At 67.5% G+C, this 22514-nt stretch carries 18 protein-coding genes, 1 tRNA gene and 1 riboswitch; of the genes, 13 read left to right on the plus strand and 6 right to left on the minus strand.

The window, feature by feature from the left end:
- Window positions 1-11: 11 nt before the first annotated feature.
- A complete protein-coding gene (locus V8201_RS01330) occupies window positions 12-1322 on the minus strand; it encodes a sugar MFS transporter (RefSeq protein WP_336544295.1) in 1311 nt (436 codons plus the stop codon).
- Window positions 1323-1439: 117 nt separating this feature from the next.
- On the opposite strand from V8201_RS01330, the gene V8201_RS01335 reads away from it, so the two are divergent.
- The 6 genes from V8201_RS01335 (at window position 1440) to V8201_RS01360 (ending at window position 10724) form a co-directional block, all read left to right on the plus strand.
- Complete coding sequence (locus tag V8201_RS01335) at window positions 1440-2573, plus strand: aldose epimerase family protein (protein WP_037535469.1); 1134 nt, start codon at window positions 1440-1442, stop codon at window positions 2571-2573.
- A gap of 1 nt (window position 2574) precedes the next feature.
- On the plus strand, window positions 2575-4356 hold the full coding sequence (locus V8201_RS01340; protein WP_336544296.1) for an IlvD/Edd family dehydratase: 1782 nt from the start codon (window positions 2575-2577) through the stop codon (window positions 4354-4356).
- A gap of 598 nt (window positions 4357-4954) precedes the next feature.
- Window positions 4955-5869: an ROK family protein gene (locus tag V8201_RS01345; RefSeq protein WP_152542351.1), complete on the plus strand. Its 915-nt coding sequence runs from the start codon at window positions 4955-4957 to the stop codon at window positions 5867-5869.
- A 49-nt stretch (window positions 5870-5918) separates the two neighbouring features.
- Window positions 5919-7793, plus strand: a complete 1875-nt coding sequence (locus V8201_RS01350; RefSeq protein ID WP_037535465.1) for a putative bifunctional diguanylate cyclase/phosphodiesterase — start codon at window positions 5919-5921, stop codon at window positions 7791-7793.
- Between the two features lie 356 nt (window positions 7794-8149).
- Complete coding sequence (locus V8201_RS01355; protein WP_336544297.1) at window positions 8150-9952, plus strand: ATP-binding protein; 1803 nt, start codon at window positions 8150-8152, stop codon at window positions 9950-9952.
- 94 nt (window positions 9953-10046) lie between these two features.
- Window positions 10047-10724 carry an SEN1982 family lipoprotein gene (locus tag V8201_RS01360; RefSeq protein WP_505572635.1) on the plus strand — a complete coding sequence of 226 codons (678 nt, stop codon included), beginning with the start codon at window positions 10047-10049 and terminating at the stop codon, window positions 10722-10724.
- A gap of 85 nt (window positions 10725-10809) precedes the next feature.
- Here the strand turns inward: V8201_RS01360 and V8201_RS01365 are convergent, their stop codons facing one another.
- Window positions 10810-12750 carry a glycoside hydrolase family 84 protein gene (locus V8201_RS01365; RefSeq protein ID WP_336544299.1) on the minus strand — a complete coding sequence of 647 codons (1941 nt, stop codon included), beginning with the start codon at window positions 12748-12750 and terminating at the stop codon, window positions 10810-10812.
- 117 nt (window positions 12751-12867) lie between these two features.
- Window positions 12868-12977: riboswitch (SAM-I-IV-variant riboswitch) on the plus strand.
- Between the two features lie 53 nt (window positions 12978-13030).
- Between V8201_RS01365 and V8201_RS01370 the strand changes: the two genes are divergently transcribed.
- Window positions 13031-14101: a threonine aldolase family protein gene (locus V8201_RS01370; protein ID WP_336544300.1), complete on the plus strand. Its 1071-nt coding sequence runs from the start codon at window positions 13031-13033 to the stop codon at window positions 14099-14101.
- A 456-nt stretch (window positions 14102-14557) separates the two neighbouring features.
- Here the strand turns inward: V8201_RS01370 and nusG are convergent, their stop codons facing one another.
- The 4 genes from nusG to V8201_RS01390 all read right to left on the minus strand — a co-directional run bounded on the left by nusG (window position 14558) and on the right by V8201_RS01390 (window position 15811).
- Entirely contained in the window at window positions 14558-15094 is a 537-nt protein-coding gene (nusG, locus tag V8201_RS01375) for a transcription termination/antitermination protein NusG (RefSeq protein WP_037534189.1), read from the minus strand.
- A gap of 10 nt (window positions 15095-15104) precedes the next feature.
- Entirely contained in the window at window positions 15105-15302 is a 198-nt protein-coding gene (gene secE, locus V8201_RS01380) for a preprotein translocase subunit SecE (RefSeq protein ID WP_017979500.1), read from the minus strand.
- Between the two features lie 190 nt (window positions 15303-15492).
- A complete protein-coding gene (locus V8201_RS01385) occupies window positions 15493-15636 on the minus strand; it encodes a hypothetical protein (protein ID WP_200870397.1) in 144 nt (47 codons plus the stop codon).
- Window positions 15637-15735: 99 nt separating this feature from the next.
- Window positions 15736-15811, minus strand: a tRNA-Trp gene (locus V8201_RS01390).
- Window positions 15812-15963: 152 nt separating this feature from the next.
- Here V8201_RS01390 and V8201_RS01395 point away from each other — a divergent pair.
- The 6 genes from V8201_RS01395 (at window position 15964) to rpsJ (ending at window position 22280) form a co-directional block, all read left to right on the plus strand.
- Window positions 15964-16980, plus strand: coding sequence for an alpha/beta fold hydrolase (locus V8201_RS01395; protein WP_271299484.1), 1017 nt, complete (start codon window positions 15964-15966; stop codon window positions 16978-16980).
- Window positions 16981-17189: 209 nt separating this feature from the next.
- Window positions 17190-17561 carry a 30S ribosomal protein S12 gene (gene rpsL, locus V8201_RS01400; protein ID WP_010185487.1) on the plus strand — a complete coding sequence of 124 codons (372 nt, stop codon included), beginning with the start codon at window positions 17190-17192 and terminating at the stop codon, window positions 17559-17561.
- Between the two features lie 60 nt (window positions 17562-17621).
- A complete protein-coding gene (gene rpsG, locus V8201_RS01405) occupies window positions 17622-18092 on the plus strand; it encodes a 30S ribosomal protein S7 (RefSeq protein ID WP_037534182.1) in 471 nt (156 codons plus the stop codon).
- 84 nt (window positions 18093-18176) lie between these two features.
- A complete protein-coding gene (gene fusA / locus V8201_RS01410; protein WP_037534180.1) occupies window positions 18177-20273 on the plus strand; it encodes an elongation factor G in 2097 nt (698 codons plus the stop codon).
- Between the two features lie 234 nt (window positions 20274-20507).
- Complete coding sequence (gene tuf / locus V8201_RS01415) at window positions 20508-21701, plus strand: elongation factor Tu (RefSeq protein WP_037534177.1); 1194 nt, start codon at window positions 20508-20510, stop codon at window positions 21699-21701.
- A 270-nt stretch (window positions 21702-21971) separates the two neighbouring features.
- Complete coding sequence (rpsJ, locus tag V8201_RS01420; protein WP_007406109.1) at window positions 21972-22280, plus strand: 30S ribosomal protein S10; 309 nt, start codon at window positions 21972-21974, stop codon at window positions 22278-22280.
- Window positions 22281-22514 lie beyond the last annotated feature (234 nt).

Below are 22514 nucleotides of genomic sequence, written 5' to 3' on the forward strand. Positions count from 1 at the left end.
CTGGAGAATCCTCAGGCGACGGTCTGGTCGCCAAGGCTCGCCGTCGGCTTCGATCCCCACAGCGCGTAGGCGAGCACGATCACCTCGCACGCCATGGTCAGGAAGAACGAATTCTGCAGGCCGTAATGATCGGCGAGCCAGCCCTGCACGACGACGAGCGCGCCGCCGGCGATCGCCATGATCATCAGACCCGATCCTTCCTCGGTGAGCGGGCCGAGGCCGCGGATCGCGAGGGTGAAGATCGTCGGGAACATGATCGAATGGAACAGGCCGACCGCGATCAGCGCCCACATCGCTTCCGGACCGGTGGTGAAGGTGGCGATGGCGACGACGACCAGCGCGCCGAAGGCGAAGACCGACAGCACGCGCTCGGGCGCGATCTTCTGCATGACGACGCTGCCGACGAAGCGGCCGACCATCATCCCGCCCCACAGCAGCGACAGGTAGCGCGACGCCTGTTCGTGGGTCACCGCGGCGATCTGTGGCTGCGACACGAAGTTGACGAACAGGTTGGCGACGCCGATCTCGGCGAGCAGATAGGCGATCATCGTCGGGATGCCGAGCGTCAGGTTGCGGTGCTTCCACAGCGAATGCTGATGCCTGTCCGCCTTGGCGGCGCGCTGCGTCGCCGCACCGAGCGCGGGCAGCGGGAAGCGCGCGATCACCACCGCCAGCACGACCAGCACGATCGCGACGAGCACATAGGGCAGGATCACCGACTGGGCGTCGGCATAACGCTGCGCCTGGCTGATCGTCGCGCCTGCCTCGGCGGTGCCGCTGCGGCTGCGGCCGAGGATCAGATAGCCGGCGAACAGCGGCGCGAGCGTCGTGCCGAGCGAGTTGAACGCCTGCACCAGATTGAGCCGCGACGATCCCGTCTCGGGCGGCCCGATCACGGTGACATAGGGGTTGGCGGCGACCTGGAGCAGCGTGATGCCGCTGGCGATGACGAACAGCATCACCAGCGTCACGCCATAGGACGGGATGCTCGCGGCGAGCGTCATGCCGAGCGCACCCGCCGCCATGATCAGCAGGCCGATGACGATCGCACGCTGATAGCCGACCCGCTCGATCAGCTTGGCGGAGGGAATCGAGGCGAAGAAATAGGCGATGAACCAGACCGATTCGATCAGCGTCGTCTGGGTATAATCGAGCTCGAACACGCTGCGCAGATGCGGCAGCAGCACCCCGTTGATGACGGTGATGAAGCCCCACATGAAGAACAGACTCGCGAGCAGGCTCAACGCCTTGCGATACGATCCCCCCGCGCCCACCGCGGCGGGTGCCGCACCGTTCGTCGTTACGCCAATCGGTCCTGCCATAATCTCGTCCCTCTCCGCCTGTCGCGCGTTCGGCTGCCTTGCGCGCCGGGTATTTGTCAGACTATATAGTCCCGACGCGCCCGGTCAATGCCGGCGATACACGCTCAGGAGGGGGCAATGAAGCTTCGGAAGGCTATCTTCATCGCAGGCGCGGGATTGACCGCGCTCGCCGCCGCACAGGCCGATGCCGCGACCACACAGCGCGAGGCGGCGGGACGACTCGCCGACGGCACCGCGATCGAGGCGGTGACGCTGACCGCGGCCAACGGCGTCTCGGCGCGCGTGCTGACCTATGGCGCGACCTTGCAGAAACTGTCGGGGCCGGACCGCGACGGCAAGATCGCCGACGTGCTGCTCGGCTATGACGATGCCGCGGACTATGCCGCGCATCCCAATTATTTCGGCGTCACCGTCGGCCGCTTCGCCAACCGCATCGGCGGCGGCAAGTTCACGCTCGACGGCAAGACGTATCAGCTGCCGCTCAACGACAAGGTCAATTCGCTGCACGGCGGCCAGGTCGGCTTCGACAAGCGCCTATGGCGGATCGTCTCCGCCAAGGACGGATCGGCGACGCTGGCGCTGACCAGCGCCGACGGCGACCAGGGCTATCCCGGCAAGCTCGACGTCACCGTCACCTATACGATGGCCGACGACGGCGCGCTGACCATCGCCTTCGGCGCGAAGACCGACAAGCCGACGGTGGTCAACATGACCAACCACGGAATCTTCAACCTCGCCGGCGAGGGGTCGCCGCTCGGCATCCTCAACCAGCGGCTGACCATCCCGGCCAAGGCGATCACCCCGGTCGACGCCAATCTCGTGCCGACCGGCGAGCTGCGCCCGGTGGCGGGCACGGTGTTCGATTTCCGCAGCGGCCGGATGCTGGGCGAGGGCGTGCGCGACGGGCATGACCCGCAGATCGTGATGGGCCACGGCTACGATCACAATTTTGCGCTCGACAAGGGCCTGACCGCGACGCCGCAGCTCGCCGCGCGGCTCGAGGATCCCGTCTCGGGCCGCGTGCTGGAAGTGTCGAGCACCGAGCCGGGCGTGCAGATGTACACCGGCAACTTCCTCGACGGCAGCTACATCGGCAAGAATCGTCACGTCTATCGGATGGGCGACGGCGTCGCGCTGGAACCGCAGAAATTCCCCGATGCGCCCAACAAGCCCAATTTCGCCTCGGCCCGGGTCGATCCCGGCAAGCCGTATCGTCACGTGATGATCTACAAACTTTCGGTGGCCAAATAATATGACGCAATTGCGCAGCCGTGCCTGGTTCGACAATCCGGCGAACATCGACATGACGGCGCTCTATCTGGAGCGCTATCTCAACTTCGGCCTGTCGCTGGAGGAGCTGCAGTCGGGCAAGCCGATCATCGGCATCGCCCAGACCGGCAGTGACCTCAGCCCGTGCAACCGCCACCATCTGGTGCTGGCGGAGCGGGTGCGCGAGGGGATTCGCGAAGCGGGCGGGATCGTGCTCGAATTCCCGGTCCATCCGATCCAGGAGACGGGCAAGCGGCCGACCGCCGGGCTCGACCGCAACCTCGCCTATCTCGGGCTGGTCGAGGTGCTGTACGGCTATCCGCTCGACGGCGTGGTGCTGACGATCGGCTGCGACAAGACGACGCCTGCCGCGCTGATGGCCGCCGCGACGGTCAACATCCCGGCGATCGCTTTGTCGGTCGGGCCGATGCTCAACGGCTGGCACAAGGGCGAGCGCACCGGATCGGGGACGATCGTCTGGAAGGCGCGGCAGCTGCTCGCCGCGGGCGAGATCGACGATGCCGAATTCATCCGGCTCGTCGCCAGCTCGGCGCCGTCGACCGGCTATTGCAACACGATGGGCACCGCGACGACGATGAATTCGCTGTGCGAGGCGCTCGGCATGTCGCTGCCCGGCTCGGCGGCGATCCCGGCGCCCTATCGCGACCGGCAGGAAGTGTCCTACCGCACCGGCAAGCGCATCGTCGAGATGGTGCAGGACGATCTCAAGCCGTCCGACATCCTGACCAAGGCGGCGTTCCATAATGCGATCAAGGTCAATTCGGCGATCGGCGGATCGACCAACGCGCCGATCCACCTCGCCGCGATCGCGCGCCACATCGGCGTCGACCTGCCGCTCAAGGACTGGGAGACGGAGGGGCACAAGGTGCCGCTGCTCGTCAATTTGCAGCCCGCCGGCGAATATCTCGGCGAGGATTATTATCGCGCCGGCGGCGTGCCCGCGGTGGTCAACCAGCTGATCGGCCAGGGGCTGATCGACGAGGGCGCGCTGACCGTCAACGGCAAGACGATGGGCGAGAATTGCCGCGGCGTCGCGATCGAGGACGAGAAGGTGATCCGCCCCTTCGACCAGCCGCTGGTCGAGGATGCGGGCTTCATCGTCCTGTCGGGCAATCTGTTCGACGCGGCGGTGATGAAGACCAGCGTGATCTCGCCCGAATTCCGCGACCGCTATCTCTCCAACCCCGACGATCCCAATGCGTTCGAGGGGCCGGCGGTGGTGTTCGACGGGCCGGAGGATTACCACCACCGGATCGACGATCCGGCGACCGGCATCACCCCGGAGACGCTGCTGTTCATGCGCGGCGCCGGGCCGATCGGCTATCCGGGCGCGGCGGAGGTCGTCAACATGCGGCCGCCGGCCTATCTGATCACCGAGGGCGTCCATGCGCTGCCGTGCATCGGCGACGGCCGCCAGTCGGGGACGAGCGGATCGCCGTCGATCCTCAACGCCAGTCCCGAGGCGGCGGCGATGGGCGGGCTCGCGCTGCTCAGGACCGGCGACCGGGTGCGCGTCGATCTCAACACCGGCACCGCCAATGTGCTGATCTCCGACGCCGAATTGATGGATCGCCGGGCCGCGCTGGCGGCGGCGGGGGGCTTTGCCTATCCCGCCTCGCAGACGCCGTGGCAGGAGATCCAGCGCGCGGTGGTCGGCCAGATGAACACCGGCGCGATCCTGGAAGGATCGGAAAAATACCAGCGGATCGCGCAGACGATGGGGTTGCCGCGCGACAACCATTGATGCGGGCGAGGGCGGGGTGCCTGGCGGCGTCCCGTCCTTGTCGGTGGGGTGAGACCGGGGTTTCGCGGATGATTGCCTGAGCGCTCGGTTCGTATCGATACCCGCGCAGGCGAGGTCTAAGCCACAGCCTCGGCACCACTCCGGCGGAGGCCCGGGTCCAGTTGGGGGCCGGTCAGTGGGTGTCACTGATCTCGCCGAACTGGACCCCGGCCTCCGCCGGGGTGGTGCTGAAAGGTGATATCGCCCGTTCTCCAAAGGTCGCCTGTAGGCGAGGGCTAGTGGCCACGCTAAGGTGTGACCTTCGGCATCAGGAGCACCGTGCGCCCCGCTTCCGCAGGACCGCTGCGAAAGCGGGCCTCGTTGCCCACCGTCACCGTGTTCCTGCCCAAGCAGGACCCGCGGCCAGGCAGAGCAACGACTGACCCGCTTCGTGACCTTGGGCTCCTGCGTGCGCAGGAGCACGGGCGCGGTTTCGTCGAGGCCGCGCCTCCACGGTAACACGGGTGGCGCAGATGTCAGCCTCGCCCCGTTACACATCCGCCGGGGTCGACTTTCGCGTCTGGCCCGCTAACTCGACGTCGTCGAAGGAGAAACGATCGTGATCAGCGTCCCCCCTCTGGTAGCCGGCGTCGAATTGGGCGGGACGAAGATCGTCTGCCTGCTGGCCCGTGGACCGGATGCGATCGAGGATCGCGTCCAGCTGCCGACGACGCGCCCCGACGAGACGCTGGCGGCGATCGAGCGGGTGCTCGACGGCTGGGGCCGGTTCGACGCGCTCGGCATCGCCAGCTTCGGGCCGATCGCGATCGACCGCGACGCCGCCGATTACGGCCAGATCACTTCCACCCCCAAGCCGCATTGGGCGGGGACCGACGTCGCCCGCCGGCTCGCCGCCCGCTATGAGGTGCCGACTGGCTTCCACACCGATGTCGTCGGCGCGGCGCTCGCCGAGGCGCGCTGGGGCGCCGCCGCGGGGCTGCGCGACGTCGCCTATGTGACGGTGGGCACGGGGATCGGCGTCGGGCTGATCGCCAATGGCGTGCCGGTCGACGGGCTGACGCATAGCGAGCTCGGCCATCTCCGCCCCGACCGGCTCGCCGGCGACGACTGGATCGGCATCTGCCCGTTCCACGGCGGCTGCCTGGAAGGGCTCGCCGCCGGCCCGGCGATCGGCGCCCGCGCCGGCCGCAAGGGCGAGGACATCGCCGCCGACGACCCCGTCTGGGAACCGGTCGCGCACGTCCTCGCGCAGCTCTGCCATACGTTGGTGCTGACCGGCGTGCCGCGGCGGATCGTGATGGGCGGCGGCGTGATGGTCGGCAACGATCACCTGTTCCCGCGCATCCGCGCCGCGATGGTCAAGAGCCTCGCCGGCTATATCGCGCTGCCCGAGATCGCCGAACCCGCCTTCGTCGTGCCGCCGGCGCTCGGCGGCAATGCCGGGCCGCTCGGCGCGATCGTCCTCGGCGGGCAGGCGCTCACCCAGCATCTGGCTTCGTTCACAGCCTCTTAACCGTATTTCCTTAGCCCTTTCGCAACGTTGAGAGGGACAAGCCGTGTCGATGACTGCCGATCCCGCGCGCGCGCTGCCCAGGCGGCTGCTGATCATCGACGACGAAGAGGCGATGCACGACAGCTACCGGCGCAGCTTCGCGCCGCCGCGCGGACCCGATGCCCCGGCGCTGGGCGCAATGGCGGCGGCGCTGTTCGGCGCCGACCCCGCCGCCGAATCGCCGGGCTTCGCGCTGACCCATTGCCGCCAGGGCGAGGAGGCGGTCGCCGCGGTCGAGCGCGCGCTGGCCGACGGCGCGCCCTTCGCCGCCGCGTTCATCGACGTGCGCATGCCGCCGGGGATCGACGGGCGCGAGACGGCGCGGCGCATCCGCCGCATCGATGCCGAGATCAATCTGTGCATCGTCACCGGCTATTCCGATTTCTCGCCGGTCGAGATCAGCAAGGTCGCCGGGCCGGCGGACAAGATCTTCTACATCGCCAAGCCGTTCGAGGTCGCCGAGATCGTCCAGACCGCGACCGCGCTGGCGGATCGCTGGCAGGTCGACCGCGCGCTCGCCGCGACGCGGGCGCAGCTCGCCGAGCAGATCGTCCAGCTCGAACAGCAGGCCGCCGAACTCGCCGCCAACGAAAGTCGGGCGCTGCATCTCGCCACGCATGATTCGCTGACCGATGCGCCCAACCGGCTCGCCTTCCTGCGCGCGCTCGGCGACCGGGCGCGCCGGCCCGGCCGCTTCGCCATCGCGATGCTCGATCTCGACCGGTTCAAGCTGATCAACGACACGCTCGGCCATCTTGCCGGCGATGCGCTGATCCGCGACGTCTATGCGATCCTGACCGCGACCGCGCCGGAGGAGGCGATCGTCGCGCGGCTCGGCGGCGACGAGTTCGGCGTATTGTTCGACACCGCCGGCGACGCCGCCGCGACGATGGCATGCGACCGGATCATCGCCGCCTGCGCCGGTACGCACCGATTGTTCGGCCATGCGGTGCAGAGCGGCGCCTCGGCGGGGCTGGTCGTCGTCGACGGCGCGGGGGTCGATCCGCTCGATTCGCTGCGCCGCGCCGATCTCGCGCTCAACGATGCCAAGCGCGTCGGCCGCGGCGTCACCCGCCTGTTCGACGAGACGATGGACGAGGGCATCCGCTTCCGCCGCCGCGTCGAACAGGGACTCGCGCGCGCGGTCGAGCGTGACGAACTGCGCCTCGTCTATCAGCCGATCGTCGCGCGCGGCGAGCTGGAGGTGGTCGGCTTCGAGGCGCTGGTCCGCTGGGACAGCGCGGTCTACGGCCGGATCAGCCCGGCGGTGTTCATCCCGATCGCCGAGGAAAGCAACGTCATCCACACCATCGGCGACTGGATCCTCGCCGAGGCGCTGGCGATGGTGGCGCGGCTGCCGCAGCAATATGTCTCGATCAACTTCTCGCCGCGCCAGTTCCGCCGGCACAATTTCGTCGCCCATGTCATGGAGAGTGCGCAGCGGGCCGGCGTCGCACCGGGGCGGGTGCAGATCGAGATCACCGAAACCGCCATTTTCGACGATGCCGAGCGCGCCGCCGAAACCTTGTTCCGGCTGCGCCAGATGGGCTTCCGCATCGCGCTCGACGATTTCGGCACCGGCTATTCGTCGCTCTATAATATCCGCAAATTCGCGCTCGACAGCCTCAAGATCGACCGCAGCTTCATCGACGGCATGGGACGCGAGCGCGAATCGGCGGCGATCGTCCATTCGATCATCCATCTCGGCCGCGCACTGGGACTCGAGGTGGTCGCCGAGGGGGTCGAGACCGTCGCACAGGTCCAGGCGCTGCGGCTTGCGGGTACCAGCCATCTGCAAGGCTTCTTCTTCTCGCAGCCGGTCGACGGCGATGTCGCGGTGATGCTCGCCGAACGCCGCGTGCTCGCCGGCGGTGCGGCGGTGTAGGTGGCGCGGCTGGTCGTGCCGGGGCGTGGGCGGGGGGCGGCTGCGGGGCGGTGGATGCCGGGGTGCGAGCGGCGTGACGGAAGGTGTTTTGCAGAGGTCTCGCCGGCGCGGGAGTATCGGTGCCATCGGGGCGCGCCCTGTGCTCGGCACGAGCCTCGAAGGCGTCCGGCAACATCTGGCCACGGCGGCGACCAGGCAGAGAATCCGCCGGTGTCGGGATGGCGGGATGGCGGGAGAGGCAGTGTTGCGCGCTCCCGTGACCGCGCGGCCCGGCCAGCCTCCCGTCCCCGCCAAGGACGCCGTTTGACCGGCGGTAAGCCGCATCCGCCGCGCCGGCCCGCGGCGTGGCGTCGCTGATGCCGCGTCGGTTCGCCCGGCGGCTGCGGGCGCCGCGGTCGCTTGGCGCCAAGCTGGTGCTGATCCTGACGATCGTCGGCATGGCGGGGGCGATCGGCATCACCGTGCTGCTCGCGGCGGTCATCACCCCGAGCTTCGACGCGCTTGAGGCGAGGGCGGTGCGCGCGAATGTCGAACGGACGCACGCCGCGCTCGCCGATGCCGCCGCCGCGGTCGAAACGGCGACGCGCGACCAGGGCGATCGCGCGCACGGCGATGCGGCGATGCGCACGGGCGGCGCCGACAGGAAGCCGGTGCCGCGCGATCCCGGTATCGACGGCGTCGCTTATGTCGATCGCGATGGCACGATCCGCAATGTGCGCTGGCGCGGTGCCGACGGCGCGGGCGCGGCGGCGCTGCGCACCGCGATCACCCGGACCGATCTCGCGCGGATCGTCGGGCAGGGCCATTCGGGCCATGTCTTCGCGCGGCTCGGCGAGCAGGTCGCGGCGTTCGGCGTCGCGCCGTTGCGTGGCCGGGAGGATCGTGGCGCGGCGCGCGGATTCGTCGTGATGGCGCGCCTGGTGACCGGGCAGGCGCTTTCCGATCAACTCCATCTGGCGGCGCGTATCGATCGTACCGCGCGCGGCGACGAGCGGGTCGTGATGGACCATGGCCGGCTCGACATCGCGGTGCCGATCCGCGGCGCGGACGGGCGGACGATCGCCGCGGCGCGCTTCGCCATGCCGCGCGAGGCGATGCTGCTCGGCCGGCGGATGCTGTCCTTCGCAGTGGCAGGGTCGACGCTGCTGCTGCTGATCCTGCTGCTCGTCCTGCGGCGGGTGATCGCACGGCTCGTCCTCCAGCCGTTGCGGCGGGTGGAACGGCATATGGAGCAGGTGCGCGCCTCGGGGGTGATCACGCGGTTCGACGACGCCGCGCGGCGCGACGAATTCGGCTCGCTCGGCCGCAGCCTCGACGCGATGCTCGCGCAGCTCGAGGGCTTGCGGGAACAGGTCGAGGCGCAGGGCTTCGCGCTCGGCCGCAGCGAGAGCGCGGTGGCGGTGATGCACAACGTCCGCAACGCGCTGACCCCGATCAGCACGATCCTCGGCCAGGGCATCGCCCAGCCGCCGCCGATCGATCGCGCCACCGTCGCGCGGGCGCTCGCCGAACTGGGCGAGGCGGATTGCTCCGCCGAACGCCGCGCCCGGCTCGCCGCCTTCGCCGTCGCCGCCTTCGCCGCCGAGGCCGAAGCGCGCGAGACGATGCGCGGCGAGCTGCGCATCGGCCGCGAGGCGATGACGCACGTCCTCGACATCATCGGTCAGCAGCAGCGGCAGGCGCACGAACGCCCGCCGATCGAACCCTGCGACCTCGGCGAGATCGTTGCGCGCAACGCGGCGATCGCCCGCTATGCCGACAGCGCGTCGATCGCGTTCAGCTTTCCTGCCGGACACTATCCCGTGTGTGCCAACCGGGTGATCCTCAGCCAGGTGATCGGCAATCTGCTCGGCAATGCCGCCGAGGCGATCGCCGCGACCGGGCGCGGCAGCGGCAGTATCGGCGTGACGATCCACACCGCCGGCGGGCAGGTCGTCTGCCGGATCCGCGACGACGGCGAGGGGTTTGCGGCGGCGACGGGGGCGATGCTGTTCCAGCGCGGCTTTTCGACGCGGGCGCACAAATCCGGCGGGTACGGCCTGCACTGGAGCGCCAATGCGATGATCGCGATGGATGGCACGCTGCGGCTCGACAGCGAGGGGTCGGGGCGCGGCGCGATCGCGACCCTTGCGCTACCAGTTGTGCAATTGATTGCGTAAGTTGTGCAGTCTCGAAAATGCAAGTGATTATCGGTACTAATCGGCCGGATATTGGCCTGACATAGGTAACATGCTAAATATTAAAGCATAATCTATGTTAGGGAGTGAGGGCGTGCGACCTGCGACCATTTGGCTGACGGCGGCATTGCTGCTGACAAGCTGCGACAAACTCAATGAATCCGACAAGAACACCTTTATGAGCGTGATCGGTCACTATCTGACAAAGACGCCGCCATGCATCACCTTGCCGCAACATGGCTGGAGCGGCAGCGACGACGAGCAGGATTTTCCCGTCATCCTGGCATCGCCGGCCGAACCCGACCTGAGCGAGGCCGAACGGCGCGAGCGGCGCGAGGACATGGCGCCCTATGAGGCGCTGGCCAGCGCCGGCCTGCTCTCGGCGACGCCGAAGGGGTTCGACGAGCGGCAGCCGGGCGGCGGCACACGGCGCGTCGCCGGCATCGCCTTCGACCTGACCGACGCGGGCAAGGCGGCGCGGGACAAGCGCCGCGCCGGCGACAGCGCGACCTTCTGCTACGGTACGCCGACGATCGACGACATATTGCGCTATTCCGGCCCGACCGAAGCGGTCGGGATGAAGGTGTCCCAAGTCCGCTACCGCTACCACCTCGCCGACCTGCCGGATTGGGCGACCAATGCGAAGGTGCGCGAAATCTTCCCCGACATCCGCCGCGAAACCGCCGGCCCGCAGGAGCGCGACGCGACGCTGATCCTCACCAATGAGGGCTGGAAGCATCAGGGGGAGCTGTAAGGCCGCGATGCCATACAGGGCGGGGCGGTCAGGGCCGCCACCTGGTGATGGAAGGCGCAGCCCGGCGGCCGCGCCTTCCGTTCGCTCACTCCGCGGCGATCAGCCCCGGCGCGTCGGAGATGAAGCGGTCGAGCACGCCGTCGGCGATGCGCACGGGGCCGTCGAAGCGGGTCGCGCCGGGGATCGTCCGGATCGCCGCGGCCTGCGTGGCGAGCGCACGCGCCTCGGCGAAATAGCGGGGCGCGGCGGCGTCGCCATGATCCGCCGCGGCGAGGCCGGCGGCGGTGAGCTGGAGCGCCCGGCCCCATAGCGGCAGCGCATCGAGCCACGGCTTGGCCTGTGCGGCGAAACCGGGATCGACCGTGCCGGCGCGGATGATGTCGGCCGCGCCGGCGAGCGCATCGGCACGCTCGGCCAATGCCCCGATCGCCGCCTGCCGCGCGGCGGCATCGCCGCCGGCGATCGTCTCGCGGACGTGATCGAGCAGCGCCTTGAGCTGCGGCGCCTGCTCCTGCCACGGCTGGCTGCCGAAGGTCGGCGCGATATGCTGGGTGTCGAAGAACAGCAGCAGCGCCGCGGTCGCCTGCGCGTCGCCGCCGGCGAGCGCGCGCGCCGCGGCATGCCAGGTGAGCGTGGCGTCATAATCGGTGTCGTTCCAGCCGAAGGCGGCGACGCCGGTCACCGCGACGCGGCTCGGCGCTTCCTGGTTCATCGGGTTGGAAAGGATGCCGGTCAGCTCGCCCGACAGGCCCGCCTCTCGCCGCGCATAAGGCGCGAGCAGCAGCCGGCCGGTGGTCTGCGCATAGTCGTTGACCGGGTAATTGTCCCACAGCAGCGTCTTGCGGCCGAACGCCTTGGTCGCCGCCTTGGCATCGGGGATCGAGATCGCCGGCGGCACCACGTCGGTGCCGGTCCATTGCACGACGATCCGCGGGTCGAGGTGCTGGCGCAGCGCGGCCTTGTACGGCGTTTCCTTGGCGTCGTAATATTCGGTCGGCACCATGATCAGCGGCCGCGCGCGTGCATCCTTCGCCGTGAGATAGCGCTGCACGCCGTTGAGTAATTGCGCCTGTGCGACGCCCGCCGCCTGCGCGCCCGACGGACCGAAGGCGGCGGTATCGCCCGCACAATTCCACTTGGTATATTCGATGTCGTCGAGCGCGACGTAGAAACTGGTGACGCCGATGCCGCGCAGGGCATCGAACTTGTGCTCCAGCGCCGCGGCGTCGGCAGGGTCGGAGAAGCAGATGCTCGGCCCCGGCGAGATCGCGTAGACGAAGTCGACGTGATTGCGCCGCGCCGTCGCCGCGAGCGTGCCGAGCGCGCTCAGCGTCGCGGCGGGATAGGCCTCGCGCCATTTGTCGCGCGCGAACGGATCGTCCTTCGGGCTGTAGACATAGGTATTGGCCTTGACCGTGGCGAGGAAGGCGAGGTGGCGGCTGCGGTCTTCCATCGTCCACGGCTTGCCGTAGAAGCCCTCGATCGTGCCGCGGATCGGCATCGCCGGATGATCGCGGATGGTCAGCGCCGGCAGGCGCGGGCGGGTGGCGAGCTGGCGCAGCGTCTGCACGGCGTGGAACAGGCCGTCGCCGTCATGGCCGGCAAGCGTAACGAGCGCGCCGCGATCGAGCGCGCGCACCGTCAGCGTATAGCCTTCGGCCCGATCGTCGCGGGCCGCCTGGCTGCGCGCGAGCGCGGCACGGACCGGTGCGGTGTCGTCGCCGCCGATCACCACATAGGTCGCATCGAGCCGCGTCGGCAGCGCCTTGGCACGGGTGAGGGTGCGGACCCCGGCCTGCGACAGGATATCGCTGATCGCCGCGACGGTCGCCGGCTCGGTACCCGGCGCGACCACCAGGGTCGCCGCGGTACCGAGCGGCACCGCGCCGCCGGTCATCGTCAGCGCGGCCGGGGCGGGGAAGAGCGCGGGCGCGGTCACCGGATCGGCGGCGGCGGCAGCGCTGCTCCAGACGATTCCTGCGGTCAGTGCCGCGAGGGCGCCGATCCTGTCCAAGCGTCGCATCATCCTGCTCTCCGGTATCCAATTGGTATTATGACGGCTTAGGCAGATGTCGGCGCGCGGGCAAGCCGCCCCGCGGCGACCTTACCCCCTTGATCGTATACCGTCGGGCGGCTACAGGCACCGCAGCATCAAGAGTCGGGATGACGCCCGACACCAACCTGCTCCCGGGCAAGGTGGTGCCGCCACGCAAGTGGCGGGATGTGGCCGGACCGGCAATCCACGGGATCACGCCACATATCACGTCGTCCCGTCCGGTGCCGCCAACCGAAGAAGGACCCGAGACGTGACCGACGCCCAGCAATTCGCCAGCGACAATTATGCCGGTATCTGCCCGCAAGCCTGGGCGGCGATGGAACAGGCGAATCGCGGCTCCGCCAGCGCCTATGGCGACGACGACTGGACGCAGGCCGCGGCCGACGCCTTCCGCACCCTGTTCGAGACCGAATGCGAGGTGTTCTTCGCGTTCAACGGCACCGCCGCCAATTCGCTCGCGCTCGCCTCGCTCTGCCAATCCTACCATAGCGTGATCTGCTCGGCGCAGGCGCATGTCGAGACCGACGAATGCGGCGCACCCGAGTTCTTCTCGAACGGATCGAAGCTGCTCGTCGCGCCGACCGAGAGCGGCAAGCTCGATCCCGCGGCGATCCGCCGCCTCGCCACCGGGCGCGCCGACATCCATTTTCCCAAGCCGCGCGTGGTGACGATCACCCAGCCGACCGAGACCGGGCAGGTCTATACCATCGCCGAGATCGAGGGGATCGCCGCCGTCTGCCGCGAACTCGGCCTGCGCCTGCACATGGATGGTGCGCGCTTCGCGCATGCCTGCGCGACCTTGGGCTGCGCGCCGGCGGACATGACGTGGCGCGCCGGCGTCGACGTGCTGTGCTTCGGCGGCACCAAGAACGGCATGGCGGTGGGCGAGGCGGTGTTGTTCTTCGACCCGGTCCTCGCGCAGGATTTCGACTATCGCTGCAAGCAGGCGGGGCAGCTCGCCTCCAAGATGCGCTTCCTGTCGGCGCCCTGGGTCGGCCTGCTGGAGAGCGGGGCGTGGCTCGACAATGCCCGCCACGGCAATGCCTGCGCGCAGCGGCTGGCGGCGGTGGTGGCGGCGCTGCCGGGCGTCGCGCTGATGTTCCCGGTCGAGGCGAATGCCGTATTTCTCACCGCGCCGGACGCAATGCTCGACGGGCTGCGCGCGCGGGGATGGAAGTTCTACACCTTCATCGGTGGCGGCGCGCGCTTCATGTTCGCTTGGGACGCCGACCCGGCACGGGTGGACGAGCTGATCGCCGATCTGCGCGCGGTGGCGGGCGTAGCGGAGCCAGCCGAGGCACGGGTGCTGGCGGACGCCTAGGGGGCGGGGAGCGGCTGGCGGGCGGCTGACGCCGCAGGTGATTCGCGCGAAGGCGCGAAGACGCGAAGAGGGTGAGACACCTCTTCGCGCTCCGTCTCAGTTTTCGCAGCCGCAGACCGCGCGACATCTCCGCGCCTCCGCGTGAACCCATTCTCCTTTGCGTCTTCGCGTGATCGTTTAGCCGCTCGCAAGCCAAGCAGCGGGTCTTGGTTCGCGCGGAGGCGCGGAGGCGCGGAGGAGTCGCGTTCGAGGGGCCTTTGCGGTCCCGCCATGGGCCGGAATTGCGGGGTATTCGCTCCTGCGGAGCGGTGGATGCCGGAGCGGGGCTGGCGTGACGGCGTGCGTGTGCGGGATCCCGCCGGAGCCGGCCGGCCGTCGATCGGTCGACTGCGATCCCAATGAAAAAGGCCGGAGCGTCGCCGCCCCGGCCTCGTCGTCGCGTGGATCGCTGTCCGCTTACTTGGAGCGCTCGACCTGTTCGAAATCGAGCTCGACCGGCGTGGCGCGGCCGAAGATCGATACCGACACCTTGACCTTCGACTTGTCGAAATCGAGTTCCTCGACGATGCCGTTGAAGCTGGCGAACGGACCTTCGAGCACCTTGACCGCGTCGCCGATCTCGTAATCGACCTTGACCTTGGTCTTCGGCGCGGCGGCGGCCTCTTCCTTGCTGTTGAGCATCCGCGCGGCTTCCGCCTCGCTGATCGCCTGCGGCTTGCCCATGCTGCCGAGGAAGCCGGTCACCTTGGGCGTATTCTTGACGAGGTGGTAGACGTCGTCGTTCATGTTGAGCTTGGCGAGGACATAGCCGGGCATGAACTTGCGCTCGACCGCGATCTTCTTGCCGCGGCGCGCCTCGGTCACCGTCTCGGTCGGCACTTCGATCTGCTCGACGAGCTGTTCGAGGCCGAGCCGCGTCGCCTCGGCCATGATCGCGTCGCGGACCTTGCCCTCAAAGCCCGAATAGGCGTGAATGATGTACCAGCGCGCCATCTAAAAACCCTTACTTCGCGAGCTTGAGCAGCGCCTGGACGACCGCGTTGAAGAACGTGTCGACGCCGAGGAAGAACAAGGCGAGGATCGTGGTCATGATGACCACCATCACGCCCGTCATGATCGTCTCGCGCCGGGTCGGCCAGACGACCTTCTTGGTCTCGGCCTGCACCTGACGGATGAATTCGATGGGGGTCGTCTTCGCCACTGTGTCTCAAAACCCGCTGGAATTGCGAAAATCCGTATCGCTCCAGACATAAGCCCGGCGCCGCTTCCCCTGATGTGGGGAACCGGCATGGCCCGTCCTCGCTGTCGGATGGCCTGCGCAGATAGCCGCGCGGGGCAGCAAAGGCAAGTCTTAGGGGGAGATGCGGCGCGCGACGGCGGCGCCGGGACGATCAATGGCCGTAGGTCTTGATGCCGCGACGGCGCAGTTTCTCGCGCTTGCGGCGCCGCAGATATACGATCAGCATCGGTATTCCCACCAGAAGCAGGATGCCGATGATGCCATAAACAAGCGTAAATCGCGTAGCCTCGTCCATGCGGCGCTATATAGCAGGCTGGTCGCGGACGTCACCGGTCGAGTGACAAAAATTTCATTGTGTCACATCAAGCACATAGGAACATATGCTTGGAAAGACTGGCAGGAGTGCACGGACTCGAACCGTGGGCCCTCGGTTTTGGAGACCGATGCTCTACCAACTGAGCTACACTCCTGCAGCGCCGCGGCCTCTACCGCCTTGTCGCGAAAAGGGCAAGATGCTCTTGCGATGGTGTGATGGCCACTGCGGCGGCGGGCGATCCGAAGGTGACGCCCGCTTCCTGTCCCCCTATGGCGCCCGGGCATGACGAGGCGAAGGAGAGACGGCGTGGCGACGATCAGGGCGATGACGGCGGCCGTCCTTCTCGCATGGGCACCGGGGGCGGCGGCCGCCGCCGATCCGGTCGCCGCGCCGGATCTGGGACCGAATCTCGAACGCTTCACCTATCCCTGGCCGGTGCAGACGATGACCGTCGATATCGTCGGCCAGCCGGCGACGATGGCGTTCATGGATGTCGCCCCGGCGCGGCCCAACGGCCGCACCGTCGTGCTGCTGCACGGCAAGAATTTCTGCGGCGCGACCTGGGAGAGCAGCGCGCGGGCGCTCGCCGAGGCCGGCTATCGCGTGCTGATCCCCGATCAGATCGGCTTCTGCAAATCTGCCAAGCCGCGCGCCGCGCAATATAGTTTCGAAATGCTCGCAACGTTTACTCGCCGGCTGATGGAGTCGCGCGGTATCCCGCGGGCGGCGATCGTCGGCCATTCGTTCGGCGGCATGCTCGCGATGCGCTTCGCCATCCTCTACCCCGATGCGGTCGAGCGGCTCGTGCTGGTCAATCCGCTCGGCCTCAAGGACCGGTCGGAGGAGGGGCTGCCCTATGCCGATGTCGACACCTTGTGGGCCGGCGAGCGCAAGACGAGCTACGTCTCGATCAAGGCCTATCAGCAGGCCAATTATTATCACGGTACATGGAAGCCCGCCTACGATCGCTGGGTGTGGATGCTCGCCGGCATGTATCAGGGGGCGGGGCGCGACACGGTGGCGCTGGCGCAGGCCAAGACCAGCGAGATGATCAAGACGCAGCCGGTGGCGCACGAACTCTACCGGATCAAGGCGCCGACGACGCTGCTGATCGGCGCGCTCGACCGCACCGCCTTCGGCCGGGCGCAGACGCCGCCCGACCTGCGCCGCTTCCTCGAGGCGATTCCGGTGGTGGCGCGACAGGCGGTGACGCAGATGCCGAATGCGACGCTGGTGCCGATCGACGGCCTCGGCCATTCGCCGCAGGTCGAGGACCCGGCGCGATTCGAAAAGCTGCTGCTGACCACGCTCGCCAAGCGGTGACGGCGGGGCGCGCTCCGCCCCGTTGACCCGTCGCCCGACTCCGCGTATAGGCCGCCCCCGTCCGTGGGAGCGATCCGACGGACATGCTTGAACATTGCTGGATGCATTGTGGGGCCGGGGTGGCGCATGCGCCGCCTTCCGTCCCTTTTTGTATTCCGAAGTGCTGTGATGGCTCCAGCAAAGTAACCCACATACGAGGTGAAGGCTTCATGCCGACGATTAACCAGCTGGTCCGCAAGGGCCGCGACCCGCAGAAGGCCAAGTCCAAGGTCCCTGCGATGGAGCAGAACCCGCAGAAGCGCGGCGTCTGCACCCGCGTCTACACGACGACCCCGAAGAAGCCGAACTCGGCGCTGCGCAAGGTGGCCAAGGTCCGCCTGACCAACAGCCGCGAAGTGATCAGCTATATTCCGGGCGAAGGCCACAACCTGCAGGAGCACTCGGTGGTGCTTATCCGCGGCGGCCGTGTGCGCGATCTTCCCGGCGTCCGCTACCACGTCCTGCGCGGCGTGCTCGATACGCAGGGCGTCAAGGATCGCCGTCAGTCCCGCTCCAAGTACGGCGCCAAGCGTCCGAAGTAAGCCGGTTGGCCCCGTCGCTCGGGGCTCGACCACCAGGCTGAAGTTAGAAAGGTTTTTGAAATGGCACGTCGTCGTCGTCCCGAAAAGCGGGTCATCCTGCCTGATCCCAAGTTCGGGGATGAGGTTCTCTCCAAGTTCATGAATTCGGTCATGCTCGACGGCAAGAAGTCCGTCGCCGAACTGATCGTCTACGGTGCGCTCGAGACCGTCGAAAGCCGCGCCAAGCGCGAGCCGATCGGCGTGTTCCACGACGCGCTGAACAACATCAAGCCGGGCATCGAAGTGCGCTCGCGCCGCGTCGGCGGTGCGACCTATCAGGTCCCCGTCGAGGTGCGTCCCGAACGTGCGCAGGCGCTGGCGATCCGCTGGCTGATCGCCGCGGCCCGTGCGCGCAGCGAGAATACCATGTCGGCGCGCCTGTCGGGCGAGCTGATGGATGCCGCCAACAACCGCGGCAACGCGGTGAAGAAGCGCGAAGACACGCACCGCATGGCCGAAGCCAACCGCGCCTTCAGCCACTACCGCTGGTAAGGCTTGGAAGCCTCGACCTTCTGACCTATATCGTGGGGAGCCGGCGGAAGCTGCGCTCCCCACATCTCTAAGGAAACCACGATCATGGCCCGCAGCCATCCGCTCGATCGCTATCGCAACATCGGCATCATGGCGCATATCGACGCCGGCAAGACGACCACGACCGAGCGCATCCTCTATTACACCGGCAAGTCCTACAAGATCGGCGAAGTGCACGAAGGCACCGCGACGATGGACTGGATGGAGCAGGAACAGGAGCGCGGCATCACGATCACGTCCGCCGCGACGACTTGCTTCTGGACGGCCGAGGAGGGCAAGGGCCTCGAGCATCGCATCAACATCATCGATACGCCGGGCCACGTCGACTTCACGATCGAGGTCGAGCGTTCGCTGCGCGTGCTCGACGGTGCGGTCGCCTGTTTCGACGGCGTTGCCGGCGTCGAGCCGCAGTCGGAGACGGTGTGGCGTCAGGCCGACAAATACGGCGTGCCGCGGATGTGCTTCATCAACAAGCTCGACCGGACCGGCGCCGATTTCTATTTCTGCGTCGATTCGATCGTCGAGCGCCTCGGCGCGCGTCCGGCGGTGCTGTATCTGCCGATCGGTATCGAGGGTGGCTTCAAGGGCCTCGTCGACCTGGTCGAGAACCGCGCGATCATCTGGCTCGAAGAGAGCCTGGGCGCGAAGTTCGAATATCAGGCGATCCCCGACGATCTCGCCGAAAAGGCCGCCAAGTATCGCAGCGACCTGATCGAGATGGCCGTCGAGCAGGACGACGCGCTGATGGAAGCCTATCTCGAGGGCAACGAGCCGAGCACGGCCGACCTCAAGAAGCTGATCCGCAAGGGCACGCTCAACATGTCGTTCGTGCCGGTGGTGTGCGGCTCGGCGTTCAAGAACAAGGGCGTGCAGCCGCTGCTCGACGCGGTCGTCGACTACCTGCCGAGCCCGCTCGACGTGCCGGCGATCAAGGGCGTCAAGCTCGACGGCGAGACGCCGGACGAGCGTCCGTCGGACGATTCGGCGCCCTTCTCGGCGCTCGCGTTCAAGATCATGAACGATCCGTTCGTCGGGACGCTGACCTTCGCGCGCATCTATTCGGGCAAGCTCGAAGCGGCGTCGCAGGTGACCAACTCGGTCAAGGACAAGAAGGAAAAGGTCGGCCGCATGCTGCTGATGCATGCGAACGACCGCGAGGACATCCAGGTGGCCTATGCCGGCGACATCGTCGCGCTGGCGGGTCTCAAGGACACCACCACGGGTGACACGCTGTGCGCGATCAACGCGCCGATCATCCTCGAGCGGATGGAATTCCCCGAGCCGGTGATCGAGCTGTCGGTCGAGCCGAAGACCAAGGCCGACCAGGAGAAGATGGGCGTCGCGCTCAATCGTCTCGCCCGCGAGGACCCCTCGTTCCGCGTCTCGTCGGACTCCGAATCGGGCCAGACGATCATCAAGGGCATGGGTGAGCTTCACCTCGAAATCCTCGTCGATCGCATGAAGCGCGAGTTCAAGGTCGAGGCGAACGTCGGTGCGCCGCAGGTCGCCTATCGCGAATATCTCGCGAAGAAGGTCGACATCGACTACACCCACAAGAAGCAGTCGGGTGGTTCGGGTCAGTTCGGTCGCGTCAAGCTGACCGTCGTTCCCGGCGAGCGTGGTTCGGGCTTCCAGTTCTTCGACGAGGTCAAGGGCGGCAATATTCCGAAGGAATATATCCCCTCGGTCGAGAAGGGCATGCGCGAGACGGCCGAGACCGGATCGCTGATCGGCTTCCCGATCATCGATTTCGAGGTCCACCTGTATGACGGCGCCTACCATGACGTCGACTCGTCGGCGCTGGCGTTCGAAATCTGTGCGCGCGGCGCGATGCGCGAAGCGGCGCAGAAGGCCGGCATCAAGCTGCTCGAGCCGATCATGAAGGTCGAGGTCGTCACGCCCGAGGATTATCTCGGCGACGTCATCGGCGACATGAACAGCCGTCGCGGCCAGATCCAGGGCACCGACAGCCGCGGCAACGCGCAGACGGTCGAGGCGATGGTGCCGCTGGCCAACATGTTCGGCTACGTCAACCAGCTCCGCTCGTTCACGCAGGGCCGCGCGCAGTACAGCATGCAGTTCTCGCATTACGACGAAGTCCCGAGCAACGTCGCCGACGAGATCAAGGCGAAGATGGCGTGAGGCGCACGGGGCCAGGGCAACCTGGCCCCGGAATGCTGACCGGTCGGTCGGCAGGTCGCCGCAGCCGATCCCGTCCGCCGACACCGGATTTGCTCCGGTGCCGGTCGCTCCGGCGAAACGATTGTTTCGACTGGGCGACGGGCGGGCAGGGGCTGGCATAACCAATCAACACCCGCTAAAGGGCCGCGTTCGCGTGGCCCCGGCGGCACCGAATTCGAATCAGAAGGTAGGAAAATGGCTAAGGCAAAATTCGAGCGGAACAAGCCGCACCTCAACATCGGCACCATCGGCCACGTCGACCATGGCAAGACGTCGCTCACCGCCGCGATCACCAAGGTCCTGGCAGAGACGACCGGCGGCACCGCGGTCGACTTCGCGAACATCGACAAGGCTCCGGAAGAGCGTGAGCGCGGCATCACCATCTCGACCGCGCACGTCGAGTATGAGACGACCAACCGCCACTATGCGCACGTCGATTGCCCGGGCCACGCCGACTATGTGAAGAACATGATCACCGGCGCGGCGCAGATGGACGGCGCGATCCTCGTCGTCTCGGCGACCGACGGCCCGATGCCGCAGACCCGCGAGCACATCCTGCTCGCCCGCCAGGTCGGCGTGCCGGCGATGGTCGTGTTCATGAACAAGGTCGATCTGGTCGACGACGAGGAAATCCTCGAGCTGGTCGAGCTGGAAATCCGCGAGCTGCTCAGCTCGTACGAATTCCCGGGCGACGATATCCCCATCATCAAGGGTTCGGCGACCTGCGCGCTGTCGGGTTCGAACGACAAGTTCGGCAAGGACGCGGTCACCGAGCTGATGCAGGCGGTTGACGACTATATCCCGCAGCCCGAGCGCCCGCTCGACAAGCCGTTCATGATGCCGATCGAAGACGTGTTCTCGATCTCGGGTCGTGGTACGGTCGTCACCGGCCGCGTCGAGACCGGCATCGTCAAGGTCGGCGAGGAAGTCGAGATCGTCGGTATCCACCCGACCGTCCGCAAGACCACCGTCACCGGCGTCGAGATGTTCCGCAAGCTGCTCGACCAGGGCCAGGCCGGCGACAACGTCGGTGCGCTGATCCGCGGCGTCGCCCGTGACGAGGTCGAGCGTGGCCAGGTGCTCTGCAAGCCCGGCTCGATCAAGCCGCACACCGACTTCCAGTCGGAAGTGTACGTGCTGTCGAAGGAAGAGGGTGGCCGTCACACGCCGTTCTTCGCCAACTATCGTCCGCAGTTCTACTTCCGCACCACGGACGTGACCGGTACCGTCGAGCTGCCCGAAGGCACCGAGATGGTGATGCCGGGCGACAACATCGCCCTCGGCATCAAGCTGATCGCGCCGATCGCGATGGACGTCGGCCAGCGCTTCACCATCCGTGAGGGCGGTCGTACCGTCGGCGCGGGCGTCGTGAGCGGCATCGACAAGTAAGTCGCCGTACCGGCGGTCCGCCGCCGGCACGATCAACAGCGGCCCGGCTCTCCAAAAAAGGAGAGTCGGGCCGTTGCTATTTTATGAGGGCTCCTTTAAGGCGCGCCCTCCAAGTTTTACTGAGTTACGGCTCTTTCTCGTCGTCGCGCGGCATCCGTCATAACGGGCCGGGCGATCTCATCCCGCCGGTCCAGCACCAGCGGCACGAGTCCTCCGCCCAGCCGGCGGTGGAGACGGCCGGGGTCGTGCTCCTTCGCATCGGTAGGGATCATGGACAGCAATATCCGCATTCGCCTCAAGGCGTTCGATCATCGTGTGCTCGACCAGGCGACCGGCGACATCGCCGACACCGCGCGCCGCACCGGCGCGCTCATCCGCGGCCCGATTCCGCTGCCGACCCGCATCGAGAAGTTCACCGTCAACCGCGGTCCGCACATCGACAAGAAGTCGCGCGAGCAGTTCGAGGTGCGCACCTACAAGCGTATGCTCGACATCGTGCAGCCGACCCCGCAGACGGTCGACGCGCTGATGAAGCTCGACCTCGCCGCCGGTGTTGACGTCGAGATCAAGCTGGCGTAATGGCCCGCATCCCGCGGTCGACGTGAGTCCCGCGGGTTTGCTGTTTTCCGCCTCTGGCGAAACAGCGGTTTGGGATCTCCGCCTCGCGCGGAGCACCTGACAGACACGAGATACCGCCGGCCGCTTCGGTTGCCGGGACAGCGTCTCCCGTCATGTTCCCGGCAACGGGAACGACCAGCCCGGGACGGGGCGACGTGCATACAATCGGGCTGGGCGGCGCCTTTTGCGAGGCGC

This window comes from Sphingomonas kyungheensis (genome assembly GCF_037120395.1).
Taxonomy (GTDB): Bacteria; Pseudomonadota; Alphaproteobacteria; order Sphingomonadales; family Sphingomonadaceae; genus Sphingomonas; species Sphingomonas kyungheensis.